Origin of the sequence: Halomonas sp. GXIMD04776, assembly GCF_049808615.1 — a bacterium.
GTDB lineage: Bacteria > Pseudomonadota > Gammaproteobacteria > Pseudomonadales > Halomonadaceae > Modicisalibacter.
The window spans coordinates 1-13,751 of the sequence record NZ_JBNCAN010000016.1 but is presented as its reverse complement, the minus strand read 5'-3'; the positions used below and the strand labels follow the sequence as shown (position 1 = coordinate 13,751).

Annotated in this window: 17 protein-coding genes and 1 pseudogene; 4 read left to right on the top strand and 14 right to left on the bottom strand. The window is 62.6% G+C overall.

What is annotated here, in order from left to right; genetic code table 11:
• Nucleotides 1-25 precede the first annotated feature (25 nt).
• The 12 genes and pseudogenes from ACPF7Z_RS11900 to ACPF7Z_RS11845 all read right to left on the bottom strand — a co-directional run bounded on the left by ACPF7Z_RS11900 (nucleotide 26) and on the right by ACPF7Z_RS11845 (nucleotide 8,497).
• A complete protein-coding gene (locus ACPF7Z_RS11900; RefSeq protein ID WP_425193465.1) occupies nucleotides 26-1,150 on the bottom strand; it encodes a nucleoside hydrolase in 1,125 nt (374 codons plus the stop codon).
• 155 nt (nucleotides 1,151-1,305) lie between these two features.
• Nucleotides 1,306-1,800: a DUF1772 domain-containing protein gene (locus tag ACPF7Z_RS11895; RefSeq protein ID WP_425193464.1), complete on the bottom strand. Its 495-nt coding sequence runs from the start codon at nucleotides 1,798-1,800 to the stop codon at nucleotides 1,306-1,308.
• Nucleotides 1,797-2,846: an alpha/beta hydrolase gene (locus ACPF7Z_RS11890; RefSeq protein ID WP_425193463.1), complete on the bottom strand. Its 1,050-nt coding sequence runs from the start codon at nucleotides 2,844-2,846 to the stop codon at nucleotides 1,797-1,799. Before ACPF7Z_RS11890 ends, ACPF7Z_RS11895 begins: the two co-directional genes overlap by 4 nt.
• Before the next feature lie 73 nt (nucleotides 2,847-2,919).
• Nucleotides 2,920-3,378, bottom strand: a complete 459-nt coding sequence (locus tag ACPF7Z_RS11885; RefSeq protein WP_425193462.1) for a VOC family protein — start codon at nucleotides 3,376-3,378, stop codon at nucleotides 2,920-2,922.
• A gap of 28 nt (nucleotides 3,379-3,406) precedes the next feature.
• Entirely contained in the window at nucleotides 3,407-4,696 is a 1,290-nt protein-coding gene (locus tag ACPF7Z_RS11880; RefSeq protein WP_425193461.1) for an RNA polymerase sigma factor, read from the bottom strand.
• Complete coding sequence (locus ACPF7Z_RS11875) at nucleotides 4,693-5,100, bottom strand: VOC family protein (RefSeq protein ID WP_425193460.1); 408 nt, start codon at nucleotides 5,098-5,100, stop codon at nucleotides 4,693-4,695. The genes ACPF7Z_RS11880 and ACPF7Z_RS11875 overlap by 4 nt, the downstream gene beginning before the upstream one ends.
• Nucleotides 5,101-5,110: 10 nt before the next feature.
• On the bottom strand, nucleotides 5,111-5,581 hold the full coding sequence (locus ACPF7Z_RS11870; RefSeq protein ID WP_425193459.1) for a VOC family protein: 471 nt from the start codon (nucleotides 5,579-5,581) through the stop codon (nucleotides 5,111-5,113).
• A gap of 90 nt (nucleotides 5,582-5,671) precedes the next feature.
• Nucleotides 5,672-6,045, bottom strand: a pseudogene (locus tag ACPF7Z_RS11865) (AAC(3)-I family aminoglycoside 3-N-acetyltransferase).
• 13 nt (nucleotides 6,046-6,058) lie between these two features.
• Complete coding sequence (locus ACPF7Z_RS11860; RefSeq protein WP_425193458.1) at nucleotides 6,059-6,415, bottom strand: YciI family protein; 357 nt, start codon at nucleotides 6,413-6,415, stop codon at nucleotides 6,059-6,061.
• A 24-nt stretch (nucleotides 6,416-6,439) separates the two neighbouring features.
• Nucleotides 6,440-6,814 (bottom strand): VOC family protein, encoded by a 375-nt coding sequence (locus ACPF7Z_RS11855; RefSeq protein WP_425193457.1) that lies wholly within the window; start codon nucleotides 6,812-6,814, stop codon nucleotides 6,440-6,442.
• Between the two features lie 50 nt (nucleotides 6,815-6,864).
• Nucleotides 6,865-7,281 carry a YciI family protein gene (locus ACPF7Z_RS11850; protein WP_425193456.1) on the bottom strand — a complete coding sequence of 139 codons (417 nt, stop codon included), beginning with the start codon at nucleotides 7,279-7,281 and terminating at the stop codon, nucleotides 6,865-6,867.
• A 445-nt stretch (nucleotides 7,282-7,726) separates the two neighbouring features.
• Nucleotides 7,727-8,497: a DUF899 domain-containing protein gene (locus tag ACPF7Z_RS11845; protein ID WP_425193455.1), complete on the bottom strand. Its 771-nt coding sequence runs from the start codon at nucleotides 8,495-8,497 to the stop codon at nucleotides 7,727-7,729.
• Nucleotides 8,498-8,570: 73 nt separating this feature from the next.
• On the opposite strand from ACPF7Z_RS11845, the gene ACPF7Z_RS11840 reads away from it, so the two are divergent.
• Nucleotides 8,571-9,809, top strand: coding sequence for a helix-turn-helix domain-containing protein (locus tag ACPF7Z_RS11840; RefSeq protein WP_425193454.1), 1,239 nt, complete (start codon nucleotides 8,571-8,573; stop codon nucleotides 9,807-9,809).
• Nucleotides 9,810-9,845: 36 nt separating this feature from the next.
• On the top strand, nucleotides 9,846-10,496 hold the full coding sequence (locus ACPF7Z_RS11835; protein ID WP_425193453.1) for a glutamine cyclotransferase: 651 nt from the start codon (nucleotides 9,846-9,848) through the stop codon (nucleotides 10,494-10,496).
• A gap of 98 nt (nucleotides 10,497-10,594) precedes the next feature.
• On the opposite strand, the gene ACPF7Z_RS11830 is transcribed toward ACPF7Z_RS11835, so the two are convergent.
• Nucleotides 10,595-10,948 (bottom strand): DUF1428 domain-containing protein, encoded by a 354-nt coding sequence (locus ACPF7Z_RS11830; RefSeq protein WP_425193452.1) that lies wholly within the window; start codon nucleotides 10,946-10,948, stop codon nucleotides 10,595-10,597.
• A 126-nt stretch (nucleotides 10,949-11,074) separates the two neighbouring features.
• On the opposite strand from ACPF7Z_RS11830, the gene ACPF7Z_RS11825 reads away from it, so the two are divergent.
• Together ACPF7Z_RS11825 and ACPF7Z_RS11820 are read left to right on the top strand one after the other, a co-directional pair.
• Nucleotides 11,075-11,293, top strand: coding sequence for a hypothetical protein (locus tag ACPF7Z_RS11825; protein ID WP_425193451.1), 219 nt, complete (start codon nucleotides 11,075-11,077; stop codon nucleotides 11,291-11,293).
• On the top strand, nucleotides 11,290-11,772 hold the full coding sequence (locus ACPF7Z_RS11820; protein WP_425193450.1) for a VOC family protein: 483 nt from the start codon (nucleotides 11,290-11,292) through the stop codon (nucleotides 11,770-11,772). Before ACPF7Z_RS11825 ends, ACPF7Z_RS11820 begins: the two co-directional genes overlap by 4 nt.
• 117 nt (nucleotides 11,773-11,889) lie before the next feature.
• Here the strand turns inward: ACPF7Z_RS11820 and ACPF7Z_RS11815 are convergent, their stop codons facing one another.
• The gene (locus ACPF7Z_RS11815; RefSeq protein WP_425193449.1) at nucleotides 11,890-13,500 is read right to left on the bottom strand and encodes a BCCT family transporter; all 1,611 of its coding nucleotides are present in this window, start codon (nucleotides 13,498-13,500) and stop codon (nucleotides 11,890-11,892) included.
• Nucleotides 13,501-13,751: the final 251 nt, after the last annotated feature.

Genomic DNA, 13,751 nt, shown 5'->3' with positions numbered 1-13,751 from the left:
GGCCGGCGTTTTCTCCCATCGGTCTCTAATCGATCGAAGCCTGCCTACCCATTCCGGTCAACCCGTCCATCAGTCGGCGATGCAAGGCGGCATCGGCGGTCACGCAATAGATCGCCTCGTTTTCGGCACGTGGGTCCGCCGGGCGCTCCGCCGTGCCTCCTACCTGAAGGGCCACGGGATCGTAGAACCAGACATTGCTCAGCCGTTCATCCTTGCCGACCCAGGCATCGGCTGCGGCGCAATCGAAGAGATACGAATCGAGGGCATAAGCCGCAGCCAGAAGATCGAATGGATGGAAGCCGTCCTGGCCGATCTCTTCCTGCCAGAACTCGAGCCAGCCCTGGGCGCGGGATGAGATCCATGCTCCGGTCACTCCTGAGCGCGCGATCTGGTCAAGATCGGGGCCCGTCAAGCTGACCTCGCGTGCCACATCATAAGGAATCAAGGATAGAGGCAGCCCCATGGCAAGCACCTTTGTGGCGGCCTCCCGATCCTTGTCGAAATTCAGGTCGCGAAAAATGGGGCCATGGCCGAAAAGCACGCCCTCGCCATTGCCTTCGGAGGGATGAAAGATATGCCCCGGTCTGCGGCCCATGACGGCCACGATTCGCACGACGTTCGCCTGCAGGTCAGGCCGCCCTTCAAGCGCGGCGGCGATGTTCGTTAGCGGTCCGAGGGCAATGAGGGTCAGGGGGCCATCGGCAAGCGCGCGCCTCAGCGCGTCCTGCGCCGGTGCCGACGAAGCACTCGGCGCATCGGCTCCGCGCCGCACCGCCGGTACTCGGGCGCCGTCCTCACGCAGTTTGCTTGCTAGCCTGCGAGTCGTCCGGTCTGTCATATCGAGCTCGGCATTCCCGAATACGGTGGAGATGCCTACGATCTCGATATCCGGCGTGCGGGCCAACAGCATGAGTGCGAGGCAGTCGTCGGGGTCCGCACGACGCGCGATACCGCAGGCCGCGTCGGTATCGATCCAGATGCGTTCCGGCGCTTCGATCTTCGGCCCGTTCTCGACAACCGGGAGGGGCGGCGCCGGAAGCCGCCCGGTGCGCCAGGCAGGCACCGGCAGGGCCAGCGAAACCGCAAATAGAACCGAAATCGCCGCCGCAACAACGGCGAGCCATATGAGCGCTTTACCGGTCCTCGACACGGGTCGCCTCTCAATGCCAATGTTTCCAGGCAAGATAGCTGATCATCACGAAGGCTATGGCGAAGATGGTGAGCACTTCCGGTTCCATAAGCTACCTTGTGTTCATTCAATGCGGTATCCGGGCCGGGTCAGATTGAATCCGAAAAGGCCCCGGCTTACCCGTGACCGTTCGCGAGCCATATTGCGATGATCGAACATAGGGTGGAGATCAGAGTCGCGATCGAACGCAGGTGATTCCAGCGCACCCAGGTCACGAGATATATCGCCCATGCCGCCGAGCCTTCCTCGCTGTCGGGATCAGCTGAGGCGAGGCGATCGTTCAGGGGCACGTTGAAGGCCAGGGTGACGCCGATACCGCCGATCAGATAGGCCGCACCGCCGGCGATCGCCCAGGCGAGCGAGGCGGAGTCGAGTTGCCGCCATCCGAGGAGGACGGCCAGTGCGAAGGCGACGCCGGTACCGAAGAATGCGACGAGAAACGCCGGATTCACGATGGCCCGGTTGATTGCCTGCATGGCGGCGATGCCGGTCGGTGTCGGAATCCACGCCAGAGCCCGCATCATGAAGTTCGAGAAGACACAGAACAGCCCGGCGATCAGGCCGCTGCCGAGTGTGGCCAAGAGGAGGAGGGAGGGCACAAGGGCTGTCATGGCGTCTGAATCCTCCTTTGGTGGAGGCAGCCAGGGGGCGATGCGCCGCTATCGAGAGTCCGTGCTAGGCGCTCGATGACCTTATCTAATCGCGCAGGCTCCTCGAAGGGCGGATTGTGCGCCGAGTGCTCGAACCAAATCAGTCGCTTTTCTGGTGCCTCGAGCACCTTGAAGTAATGCGCGGCGATGGCCGAGCCCGCATGATGATCGTAGCGCCCGAGAAGAAAGAACACTGGCACCGCGATTCGCGGCACTGAACGCGTGAGATCGAGAGTGAGGAGTTCGGGGGTCATCGCGTCTAGCGATACCCGGTTGGCGCGGAGGAAGCGCGGAATCTCCCAAGGCGTCACGAGCCTGCGGAACACGCCGGCCACCAGTACCCAGAAGCGGTTGGGCTGGCGGTGAAAGACGGCGCCGTACCGGCCCGCCAGCGACTCTATTGCCAGCACCTGGTCCGCCGTTTCATAGGGCGGTGGCCCGATCTCGCACAGGCGTGCCAGAACGGCCTCGTCCTGTCGCCGTGTCGCCTCGCCGAGGATGAATGCGTGTTCCTGCCGCTGGGATTCAAGTGGCGCGATCAGCGGCGCCACCGCAATAAGGGCGGCCACCTTCTCGGGATGGCGTTGAGCATAGAGGAGGCCGAGCATGCTGCCCCAGGAATGGCCGACGAGGATGATCTTGTCGCGGCCAAACTGGTAGCGCAGATGATCGACGACGACATCCAGGTCGGTGAGATGGCGCGCTACGGTCAAGCGCCGCGGATCGGCCTGCAGATCGAAGGAGCGGCCCGCGCCGCGCTGATCCCAGTAGGCGACCACTAAGTGCTTTTCCAGATCACCGTTATAGTAACGAAACAGCGGGCGCTCCGCGCCGCCTGGCCCACCATGCAGCCACAGTAGGATCGGTCTGCGTCGATCCTCGCCACGGATCATGAGGAAGAGTCCGGCGCCATCCACGGTCAAGTACTCGGCGCGATGGATTGAAGCGAGCCGCGCCGCAGTCTCGGTCGAGGATGCGGCTGGCCCATTCGAGCATCCAGCGAGCAAGGCCAATATCCCGATTAGCATTGCCCGGTAAAACCCGCGAAGCGGATTTGCTTCGGTTGCGGGCCGCAGGTTGTCAACCGGAAGGTTCACTGTCGCCCTTTAGCAATTGTGTATAGCGGCGCTGCATCTCGTCGTTGTGGACATCCTCGATGTGATGGCCAATCAACCAACGATGACCGAAGGGGTCTCGAACGACGCCGGAGCGCTCGCCGAAGAACTGATCTTCGGGGGCGCGCTCAAGGACTGCTCCGGCCTGGACCGCATGTGCTATCACGGCATCGGCATCGTCCACATGCAGATGGATCGTGACGGGTGTATCACCGATGGTCGAAGCCGAGTGGATGTCGTATCCGGGAAACTCGTCGGAGAGCATTAGCGTCATGGGGCCGAACGCCAGCTCGGCATGGCCGATGCGTCCAGTCGGTTCGGTGAGGCGGCTGGTTTCGGTCACATCGAACGCGCGCTGGTAGAAATCGATGGCGGCAGCTGCGTTTGTGACGCAAAGGTAGGGAAACACCTCTTCGATTTTCATCAGACTTTCTCCTTTGAGTGCCTGACAGTTAGGGTCGTCGCCGTTTTACCGTACACGCCGCCGCCCGCGCCAACAGCAGGGCCCGTTCCCGGCCATTGCGGGTGAGGGTGGCGGCGCGTTCGAACTCTGCGCGGGCCTCGGGGATGCGGTCGAGTCTGGCGAGTAGGTCGCCGCGCACGCTGGGCAGTAGATGGTAGTGTGCCAGTGTTGGCTCCGCGAGCAGGCCATCGACAAGCTCCAGCCCGGCCGCCGGGCCGAAGGCCATGCCGACGGCGACGGCACGGTTGAGTGTGATGACCGGGGATGGGGCGATTACAGCGAGTGCGTCGTAGAGCGCCGTGATGCGCGGCCAGTCGGTATCTTCAAGGGTCGCGGCACGCGCGTGGCAGGCGGCAATCGCTGCTTGCAGCGTGTAGGGACCAAACGCGCCGGGCAGTGCTTCGGCGCGGGCGAGTGCGGCCAGGCCACGGCGGATCAGTAGATGATCCCAATGACTTCGGTCCTGGTCCGGCAGCAGGATAGGATCGCCGTTTGCATCGACTCGAGCGGGCAGGCGCGAGGCTTGTATCTCCATCAATGCCGCCAGGCCGTGAACCTCAGACGCCTGCGGCATGAGTTCGGCCAGCGCCCGGCCCAGGCGCAGTGCCTCGTCACATAGCGTCGGTCGCATCCAGTCATCGCCGGCGGTGGCCGCATAGCCTTCGTTGAAGATCAGGTAGATGATCTGGAGCACCGAGGCGAGTCGCGGTGTGAGCGCCGCGCCGCGCGGCACCTCGAAAGGCACGTGCGCCTCGGTCAGGGTGCGCTTGGCGCGCACGATGCGTTGCGCGATGGTTGGTTCAGACTTGAGATAGGCCCGGGCGATCTCCTCCGTGGTGAGGCCGCCGACCACCTTCAGCGTCAGGGCGGCGCGTGCATCGGGTGAGAGAACCGGATGGCAGGCGGTAAAGAGCAAGCGCAAGACGTCGTCGTCGATGTCGCCATCGAGGGTGGCATCAATCCGCTCGGTCAAAGCCTGTTCGAACAAGGCGTGGCGGGCATCCAACTCCCGGGCGAGTTCCACATGCTTGGATGCGGCCATGCTCTGGTGGCGCAGGCGATCGAGGGCGCGGCGCTTGGCTGTAGCCATCAACCAGGCGCCGGGATTATCGGGGATGCCCGTGCTGGGCCAAGTCTCCAGTGCGGCGACCAGGGCGTCCTGGGCAAAGTCCTCCGCCAGGCCTAGGTCGTGAGTCAGGCGCGCGAGGCCGGCAACGACTCTTGCCGATTCGATGCGCCAGATCGCCTCGATGGTTGCGACAAGCTCCTGGTTCGTCACGCCGTGCTCCCGGGTGCTCCCGTCATGTGCACCAGCTCCCAGATATGACCGTCGAGATCCTGGAAGCCGTAGCCATACATGAAACCGTGATCCTGAGGTTCATTATAGGTCGCACCGCCGGCGGCGAGCGCCTCGCGCACCATGGCATCCACCGCCTCGCGGCTCTCCAGCGCGAGCGCCACCAGCACCTCGGTGACCGCGTGGGCATCGCTCACCGGCAGCGGGGTGAACTCGGCGAAGCGCTCGCGGGTGAGCAGCATCACGAAGATATTGTCGCCGACGATCATGCAGGTGGCCGTATCGTCGGTGAATTCGGGGTTGAAGGTGAATCCCAGCCGAGTGAAGAAGGCGATCGACGCCTCGAGATCGGCGACCGGTAGGTTGACGAAGATCTGGCTAACCATGGCGGTCTCCTCATGCTTCGGGGCAAGCATTTTTCATAGCGGCCTGGATCTCTTCCGAGCTGAGGTCGCGGAGGTGGGTGGCCACCGACCACTCGTGGCCGAAGGGGTCGACGAGCTTGCCGTAGCGGTCACCCCAGAACATGTCTTCGGCGGGCATGGTGACGCGTGCGCCGGCGGCCACCGCCTGGGCGATCGTTGCATCGACATCCTCCACGTACAGATGCACGGTGACCGGCGAACCGTCCAGCGACAGCGGGCTCGACATGCCCCAGTCCGGATTCTCGTCGACCAGCATCAGCGCCGAATCGCCGATACGCAGCATGCCGTGCATCAGTTTGTCGTCGGGCCCTGGCAGGCGACCCTCGTCCGTGGCGCCGAAAGCCTGAATATAAAAGTCCATCGCCGCATTGGCACCGCGGCAGACGAGGTGCGGGGTGAGACTGTGCATGCCTTCGGGGATGGGTTTGACGTGAGTGCTCATGGTTAACTCCTCGAATGTCGGGTTCGTCGCTTGGGTGGGCTCGTCTCGACGACGAACGACGTGAGGCGAAATCGACATCCGAGCCAGACGTCAGGCCGATTTCTTGCTGCCGCTGATGGCGATATCGAAGTGCAGGACATCTTCGCGCTTTCCCAGCTTCGTGTATAACGCGATGGTAGGCGCGTTCTCGACGCCGGTATCGGCCTGCACGAATATGACATGGGCGCCGCGCTCCTGCTCGAACTTCCTGAGTTGGTAGGCCGCGATATCGCCAGTCACCGCGCTGCCCTTCAAGGCAGCCAACGCAATGAAGGAATCGCCACCAAGCAAGCGCCGTAGGTAAGTCTCGCTGGGGCGATGTGCGGTATAGATGGCATGTCGTCGAAGGCCTCACCAAAGGTCGTCAATAACGTTTCCATCAGCGGGGCGTCATTTGACGTGAGGTGGTGAGTAGTTACCGACATGAGCTGTCCTCGCTCAACCGACATAGCAGGGCGCGCATTCACGCACCTCGACTGTGGCGAAACGCGCGGCCGGGCATTGCTCGGCGATCGCAATGGCCTCATCTTGATCGGCGCAGTCTATCAGGAAGAAGCCGCCGATCATTTCCTTCGACTCGGCGAAGGGGCCGTCCAGCAGCGTCGGTTTGCCACCGGCTTGTTGAAGCCGCACGCCATGCTTGTCCGGACGCAGCGAGCGGCTGGCCAACAGCTTGCCGCGAGTGGCGAGATCTTCACCAAAGCGCACCATCTCGTCATACAGCGCCCGGCCTTCATCTTCACTGCGGGTCTCTCGATCCCCGCGCGCCTCGACGATCAGCAGTAGATACTCCATGGTGTTCTCCGTAGCGATGATTGATCAACGCATCGAATGCAGACCGATCATGTTGCCTTCGGTATCGATGACCAGGGCGATATGTCCATACTCCTCGATGGAACACTTTTCGCGTTGCAGCTGGCCGCCCGCCTCGACGACACGCGCCGCTTCCACGGCGCAATCCTCGCAGTCGAAATATACCAGTGTGCTGTTGCCGCCAGGCGCCATGCCTTCCATTTTTACCAACGCGCCACCGGCACCGACCGATTGCTGATCCATGGGAAACGCCCAGAGCTCAAGCTCGGGTAAGGGGGAGTCGAGGCGCTCGAGCGTTTGTTCAAGCACGGTTTCGTAAAAGCGTTTCGCCCGCGCCATATCGGCCACGTATATTTCGAACCAGACGACAGGATTTGTCATTTGTATTTCCTTCAATCGAATCAAGAACAGTTCAAGAGGTAGGGTCAGGACTACGACTCGTTGCGATTATCTAGCGTTTGAAAGCGGTCGACCGCCTCAGACTCACCGAAATCCTCAAGTTCGAACAGGCGGCGCACCTCGATCTCCGCCTCGCCACCGTCAATCGCTGGATTTGGAAAGCGCCGCACCCACTCTGCCGCCTCTTCGCGGCTCCTGACCTGGATGAGCGTATAGCCGGTGATCAGTTCCATGCTTTCGGTGAACGGCCCGTCGATCAACGTGCGCTTGTCGCCGTCATAACGCACCCGCCAACCGGTCGAGCTGGGAAGCAGACCCGATCCATCCAGTAATACGCCGGCCTTGGCCAATTCTTCATGATAGGCGGCCATGCGAGCGAGCAAGTCCTCGCCGGGCATCACGCCGGCCTCGGAATCCTGAGTGGCCTTGACGATAATCATGTAGCGCATGCCTTTCTCCTCGAATCGGGCCGGCGTCTAAACCCCGGCGTCACGATGACGACGAACGACACGGCCACAAATCGACCAGGCACTTGGCGTCGGCTAAGCAGGTCGGAGGCGCTCCACCGAAAAGCAGAAAGCCGCTGGAGGCGATCGCATAGGCGCTCGCGACCGATTGCAGCGTCTGGGCGGAATAGCCGAGGTCTCGGGCGATCTGCGGAAGCGTGACGACGATATACTGATCGAGCGATGCTATCAGCATGCAAAAGAGAGCAGAAACAGAATCGCCTCGCGACGCTCGTCTCCGTGTTTGGCTTTAAGTGCCGCGTAACTCGCTCTCAAATCGAAGCCTCCTTGGACTCAAAGGAACGACGAACGGCCAGGCGCGAGATCGGCAGGCGCCCATGGCGAAGGGCTTACGTTTCGCCGTTGCGTCAATCACATCCATCGTCGCTCAGTCCTTGTCATACTCATCGTGGCGGCGCCACCAGACACCTTTCTCGTTGCGACCCTTGGGAGCGCGGTCGAGCCACTGGTACATGCCCCAGAGACCGTCCAGCCCGCGCGCATAGGTGGAGTAGTTGTGATAGACGATGCCGTCCTCGAGCACGAAGGCGCTCATGCCCGGTCGCTCGCGCGTGTAGGTAGCCACGTCCGTTCCGCTCATGGCAGCGCCGATAGCGTCCCCGTCGGGTATCCCGCGCGACGGTATTTCGGCGAGAGGCTCCTCGCGCCGGTAGTTATATTCAATACCTCCCTCGTGCTGTTGAGATTCGCTGAACGCGACGCTGAAGTCGGCGTTGAAGTCGCCGCCCAGCGAGGACGCCCAAGGGAAGGTCCAGCCCATTCGCCGCTTGTACGCCCGCAGCTTTGCGAGCGGCGCCCGAGAGATCGCCCAGAGCATGACGTCGTGGTGGGCCAGATGGGCGACGACGCCGTCGAAGCCGTCGGCAATCGCCGAGCAGGAAGGGCAGCCGGCCGTGTAGTCGGGCCCGAACATGAAGTGATAAACGAGCAGCTGCGAGCGGCCGCGGAAGAGGTCGACCAGCGAGGCGGTGCCGTCGTCGGTTTCGAAGCGATACGCCTTGTCGACTAGCACCCAGGGCAGTGCCTGCCGCTGGCGCGCCAGTTCGTCGCTGCGCCGCGTGAGCGCCTTCTCCTCCTCGAGCAGCGCGAGTCGCGCCGCCAGCCATTCTTCGCGTGTTCCGATCTTGTGCGTGGTCATCGTGCATCCTCCTGAGAGCCAAGGGGCATGAGGTAGACTAGGCGACAGGTATCGCATCCCGGGAGTAACAACTGTGGCGGGATTTGGGTGGGCGGACGCGCTGATCGCGGCCGCGGCACGGGCGCTGGCGGCGGGTGATCCCCTCGGCGCCCTCAACCGGGTCGCCCTGCGCGACGATGCTCCGGGACTGGCGCTGCGCGGCATCGCGATGGCGCAGCTCGGCGACTTCGTGCGTGCGAGGGCCCTGCTGCGTAGTGCCGCGCGTGCATTCGGTCCCAGGGAAGCGGTGGCCCGTGCGCGGTGTATCATCGCCGAGGCCGAGATCGCCCTGGTCTCGCGCGATCTGGGTTGGCCCGCGAAAGCACTAGCCACGGCGCGAGCGACCCTGGAGACATACGGCGATCGGGTGAACGCCGCGCATACGCGCTACCTGCAGGCCCGGCACCTGCTGCTGATCGGCCGCCTCGACGAGGCCGAACATACGCTCGCCGGTCTCGATTTCGCTGTCCTGCGGCCCGCCTCGAGGACTGCCTGCGAGCTGGTGGTCGCGGGGATCGCGATGCGCCGCCTGCGCACGAAGACAGCGCGCGCGGCCCTGGCACGAGCCAAGCAGGCCGCGCACGACGCCGCTATCCCCGCCCTGATGGCGGAAGTCGAGAGCGTCGCTTGCGCCCTGGAAAAGCCTGCGGCGCGTCTAATTGCGCTAGGTGAGGAACGGCCCCTGCGGCTCGAGGAGGTCGAGGCGCTGCTAGCCTCGGAGGCGCTGGTCGTCGATGCCTGCCGTCATGTCGTGCGTGACACCCGCAGGGTGATCGCGCTCGGCCGTCGCCCGGTGCTGTTCACCCTGGCCCGTGCGCTGGGCGAGGCCTGGCCCGACGACGTACCGAGGCACACCCTCATCGCCCGCGCCTTCCGGGCGAAGCGCCCCGATGAATCACATCGCGCGCGATTGCGGGTCGAGATCGGGCGGCTGCGCCATGCGCTCGGTACCCTGGCCGGGGTGAGCGCGACGTCGCGAGGGTTCGTGCTGGCACCCCATGGCCGCCGCGAAGTCGTGGTGCTGGCGCCGCCCGTCGAGGAGGCGCATGCGAGGCTGCTGGCCCTGCTTGCCGACGGCGAGGCCTGGTCGAGTTCGGCCTTGGCGCTGGCGCTCGACACCAGCCAGCGCACCGTGCAGCGAGCCCTCGACGCGCTGGCTGCCGCTGGCAGGGTACAGCCATTCGGTTGCGGGCGGGCGCGGCGTTGGGTGATACCCTCCGTGCCGGGATTCCCGACAACCTTGTTACTCCCCGCTCCCCTGCCAAGTGACTAGGCTTGATGCATGAAGCCACCACATCAGGAGAACATCATGAAGCGATCAACGGCCGAAATCCTCCGTGAGCATGGCCCCTTCCCGGGTGTCGAGGGCGTGCATGGGGTCAGTTATGACGGTCGGCACATCTGGTTCGCCACCGACGGCAAACTCACGGCTCTCGATCCGGCGAGCGGTGAGCTACTGCGTTCGCTCGACGTCGCCGCCGATGCCGGCACGGCCTTCGACGGTCGGCACCTGTTTCAGATAGCCGGGGATCGCATCCAGAAGATCGATCCGGACACCGGCCGTGTGCTGGCCACGCTCCCGGCTCCTCCTGGCGACGGTAACTCGGGGCTCGCCTGGGCCGAAGGGTCGCTGTGGGTCGGCCAGTATCGGGACCGCCGGATCCAGCAGGTCGATCCCGAGACGGGCGCGGTCCTGCGCACCATCGCGTCCGAGCGCTTCGTCACGGGGGTCACCTGGATCGACGGCGAACTCTGGCACGGCACCTGGCAGGACGATCAGAGTGACCTGCGGCGGCTCGATCCGCAGACGGGGGAGCTCCTGGAATGGATCGAGATGCCGCCGGGTGTGGGCGTGTCGGGGCTCGAGTCCGACGGCGGCGATCGCTTCTTCTGCGGCGGCGGCAACAGCGGAGTGGTGAGAGTCATCCGCCGTCCCAGGCGAGGCACCCCAGCTGGTTGAGGCAAGCTTCGGGGCAGGCCATGGCGCAGCCCCAGCTCGACTTGCTGATGCACCGCCGGGTCTCGCCTCGTCTGGGAGCGGAAGAATCGGCCAACCGTTCAGCGATCAACCAGGATCTCGAATCCGCCATAGATCAGGCGTTTGCCATCGAAAGGCATGGGGTTCGTCTCAAGCTGCAGGCGGGGATCGGCCATGACCTTATCCATACCCTGATTCCTGACTTCTCGGGAGGGCCAGGTAATCCACGAGAAAACAACGGTTTCGTTCGGCTTGAGCTTTACCGCCATGGGGAAGGAGGAAACCTCCCCGTCGGGGACCTCGTCTCCCCAGCATTCGATCACCTGTAGAGCGCCGTACTCCTTGAACACCTCCGCCGCCTGTTCGGCATGTTGTCTGAACGCTTCTTTATTCTCGTTGGGCACCGCGGCAACGAATCCGTCGACGTAAGTCATTCTTGTTTCTCCTTCAATGAATTGAGTGAATGATCGCAGCAGGAGCGTTTCCATCACTGGCCGCTTGATGCCATACGGCAGATCAGTTGCGCGTATCTGTGCATTCCTACGACGGATGATCCGGTCATGAATCGACAAGCGTTGCAGAAGTCAGTGTCGATAAATCCGCCGCTCATTCGTCATCAGGATAGGAAGATAAAAAAACTCTGGAGAGAAACGGTGAGAAAGATCCGGATCATCGAACACATCTCGCTGGACGGCGTGATCCAGGCGCCCGGCGGACCGGATCCTTTTCCGATCCGACGAAATGAGCCGACCCCCAAGATTCAGGGAGAATCGCTATGACCAACCTCGTCACCTGCCTGTGGTTCGACCACGGCGAAGCAAGCAAGGCGGCGGCGTTCTACGCCGCCACTTTTCCCCATAGCCATGTCGACCGTGTGAACGCGGCCGCGACCGACTACCCAGGCGGACGGGAAGGCAACGAACTGACCGTCGAGTTCACCGTGCTCGGCCGGCGGTTCCTGGGACTGAATGGTGGCCCCGTCTTCACGCCGAACGAGGCCGTCAGCTTCATGGTGCTGACCGATGACCAAGAGGAGACCGATCGCTACTGGAACGCGATTGTCGGGAACGGCGGCAGGGAGAGCGACTGCGGCTGGTGCAAGGACCGCTGGGATTTCTCCTGGCAGATCACGCCGAAACGGCTGATGGAACTGACGACCAGCTCCGACCGCGACAAGGCCAAACGCGCGATGGAGGCAATGATGACGATGAAGAAGATCGACATCGCAGCACTCGAAGCCGCGGTCAGATCAGCCTGAGAGGGACACGGCCCTCCTCCGAAACGCTCGCCTATCTTCTGCAAGCGTTGTTCACCGCCCCCCGAGCGAATTGGCTATGCTGTCAGCTCGGCGGGCGGTGAACAACACAATAGGCGGTTACAAATCCTCCGCCCTAGGCGGCTCTCCCACGGTGACCTTGTTGATATGCTCACTGGTCAAGCCGCGGTACAGCGCGATCATCATGACGAATGCCAGAATGAAGATCGGTAGGCCAATGACGGTGATCACCTGCTGTAAGGCGAGCAGGCCGGTTTCTCCGGCGAGCACGATCAGCATGGCCGCCAGCACCCCTTCGGAAATCCCCCAGAACAAACGCTGATGCACGGGCCCCGGCTCCGGCGTGCCGGTGCACAGCATATCCACTACCAGGGAGGCCGAGTCCGAGGAAGTGGCAAAGAAGATCGCCACGATGATGACCGCCAACCCCTTGATGATGGTGGCGAAGGGGAAATGCTCGAAGAAGGCGAACATCGCCAGGGGTACGCTTTCCGCCACTGCCGCGGAGAGCGCGCCGGCCTGATCGCCAAGGGCGGCACGAGCGTCTTCCCCGATACCGTCGATCTGCATCGCCGACCAGCCGAAGATCGAGAACCAGATCAGAGTGAAGATCGAAGGCGCAAAGAGAACGCCGAGGACGAACTCGCGAATGGTGCGCCCGCGGGAGATGCGCGCCACGAAGATGCCGATGAACGGCGACCAGGTCACAGTCCAGGCCCAGTAGAAGACGGTCCAGTTGCCTTGCCAGCCCCAGCCGCCTTTCTCGTGGGTGTACTGCGCCAGGGTGTCATTCCAGAAGGCCATGGGCACGATATTGTAGATATAAAGACCAAGGGTCTCGATGGTCGCGCGCAGCAAAAATACCGTGGATCCGGTGAACAGCACGAAGAGCATCAGGCCAACCGCCATGCCGATATTGATGTTGGACAGCAGTTTTACGCCGGAATCCAGCCCGGCAACGATGGAGCTCACGGCAACAGTGGTCAGGACAGCGATGATGATGACCTTGGGGGTGACGGCATTCGGAATGCCGAGAAGCTCGGTAAGACCGGCATTGATCTGCTGGGTGCCCAGACCAATGGATACCGCGACGCCGAACAAGGTGCCGAGAACGGCAAAGACATCCAGCGTCTTGCCCAGCGGCCCGTAGATGCGATCGCCGATCAGCGGATAGAACACCGAGCTGTAGCGCATGGGCAGATCATAGCGATAGATGAAATAGGCGAAGGCCAGCCCAGGCAGGGTGAAGATCGCCCAGGTATGGAGCCCCAGATGGTAGATCGCAAAGCCAATGGCATCGTCGGCGGCTTCCACGGTGAAAGGTTCGACCTCGGGATGCGGAGGGTTGGAGAAGTGGGAGATCGGCTCGGCCACGCCCCAGAACATCAGAACGGTGCCGATGCCGCCGGCGAACAGCATGGTGAACCAGGAAACGTTGCCATAGTCCGGCGTAGCGTTATTGCCACCGAGACGAATCGTGCCATAGCGGCTTATCGCCACCCATAAAAGAAAGATCACCCAGCTGGTGACGCCGAAGATGAAAAACCAACCGAGGTTGGTAACGATCCAGGAGCGTCCGGCGCCAAAGGCCTGCTCGATGGTTTCCGGGATCAGAAGCAAGGTGATAAGAAATACCACCATGATGCCTGCTGAAACGAAGAATATGATTGGATCGGTCTGTAGTCGAAGTTTTCGTGCTAGCTTTTCCATCGACGATTTTCCTTGTGCATTATTATCGTTTCCTTAGTAACCGTAGAAGTAGATAGAGTCGGCGTCGAATGGGATTGCTGCACTAACGCCATATTGCAAGGTTGTTGTTCAACCGCTTTGCTCTCTTTAATTCCTGAATCCGTGATGCCGGCGTCGACACTTCCCCTATCACCGCCAGCGAGCATTTTCTGACCGCCGATTCCGTCTCACCCGCTGAACGCATACCGGGGAGGACCAACCATGGCGACGCT